The sequence below is a fragment of the Burkholderia sp. BCC1977 genome (assembly GCF_905339595.1).
Lineage (GTDB): Bacteria > Pseudomonadota > Gammaproteobacteria > Burkholderiales > Burkholderiaceae > Burkholderia.
The window spans coordinates 1-1,506 of the sequence record NZ_CAJPGQ010000128.1 but is presented as its reverse complement, the minus strand read 5'-3'; the positions used below and the strand labels follow the sequence as shown (position 1 = coordinate 1,506).

Here is a 1,506-nt window from a genome sequence, read left to right as displayed (position 1 = left end):
GCATATCCATGACTTTTACACCTCATGATATGTATATGGACGCCTCCCGTTTGCGAAGGATTTCGAGCGATCTGACCTGACAGGAACGGCTTGCAGCTGTATATCCGGCCTTATCGCAGCCGATACGTCTGCTGCGGGCCCCTATGGAATCCGCTGACTCGCACCTCATTGCCCCGACGAGCTGGAAGCCCTTCAAATCATGCAGGTTTAGCGAGTCCCGGTCCGACCTGTGTTGCCATCACGCTCAATTACCAACGCAACCTTTCAACGTTCCATCCTTTGATAGAAGTTCACCTCTACGTACTGCGAGCCATTTATGCTGGCTTCGCACTCACGTAACCTTTCTGATACGGTCGATCGTGAGCAAGGATTGCCCAGATCGTCCGTGCCATCTTGTTCGCCAACGCGACGATCACCACGTTCAGTGGCCGGCGCATCTTCATCTGCACAAGCCACGGATCGAGTTCCTTCCCGCGAGTCAAGACACTGCGCGCACCGTGAATCAACAACGTGCGCAAATACATGTCACCAAGCTTGCTGATGCCATATAGATTGACCTTGCCACCCGATCCCGTTTGCCTCGGTACGAGCCCTGCCCATGCAGCGAACTCGCGCCCCGACCTGAATGCCTTCGGGTTACCCATCATGGCGACTGCCGCCGTCGCTGTCAGAACGCCCACGCCGGGGATTTCACTGATCGCCTTCACGGCTTGATCGTCCTTCTTCCACTCACGCATCCGCCGCTCAATGGCCCCGATCTGCTCATCCAGTAGCCGCAGCCCGTTCCATTGTTCGCGCAGGGTGTCGATCAGGGCAGTTGGCAAGCGCTCGGAAATTCGCGCCAGCACCTCGGGCATTCCTTTGTCGAACGCGGCTCGACCGGTGCCCATCACTTCGCCGTATTCGGTCAGCAATCCGCGCAGGCAGTTGATCTGCATGGTCCGGAACTTCACCAATTGCTCGCGCACTCTGTGCAGCGCCAACATCGCCTGTTGCATCTCGGTCTTCACCGCAACGGCCTTGCTCGGCTGTTGCACTGCCCGCCAGATCGCCAGAGCATCCGCCGCATCCTTCTTGTTGCGGATATTGAACGCCTTTACGTATTCGCCAGGCATCAACTTCACCTGATGGCCCATCCGTACAAATTGCCTCGCCCAGTGGTGTGCACCGCCGCACGCTTCCATACCGATTTGACACGGCGCGCGGTTCGCGAAGTATTCGAGGAGCTTCGCTCGTTTGATCGGCTTGTTTAGGACTTCTCCGGTCTCCTCATCGACGTGGTGGACTTGAAAGACGTTCTTTGCAATGTCGATCCCAACTGGCGTGAGCTTCATGGCGGACTCTCCGGTTTGCCTGGGTAGATCTACATCATCTTCCTTCTTGGGCACCTTGATGCCGTCGGCCCGTACAGGTCCGTCTTTGCTACCTTTCCCTTTCCTCATTCTTGCCACCTCCGCGACTCACGAGGTGGGAGGCGTCCATTCCATTGCCCCGCCCACAAAATGA

1 protein-coding gene is annotated in these 1,506 nt (G+C 57.0%); it reads right to left on the bottom strand.

Annotation, left to right across the window (positions count from 1 at the left end; translation table 11 throughout):
- Positions 1-314: 314 nt before the first annotated feature.
- Positions 315-1,334 (bottom strand): IS110 family transposase, encoded by a 1,020-nt coding sequence (locus U5771_RS35035; RefSeq protein WP_322028159.1) that lies wholly within the window; start codon positions 1,332-1,334, stop codon positions 315-317.
- Between the last annotated feature and the right edge of the window lie 172 nt (positions 1,335-1,506).

Coding starts and splice junctions, on each gene's coding strand:
- U5771_RS35035 (WP_322028159.1), bottom strand. CDS start 1,334: ATGAAGCTCACGCCAGTTGGGATCGACATTGCAAAGAACGTCTTTCAA.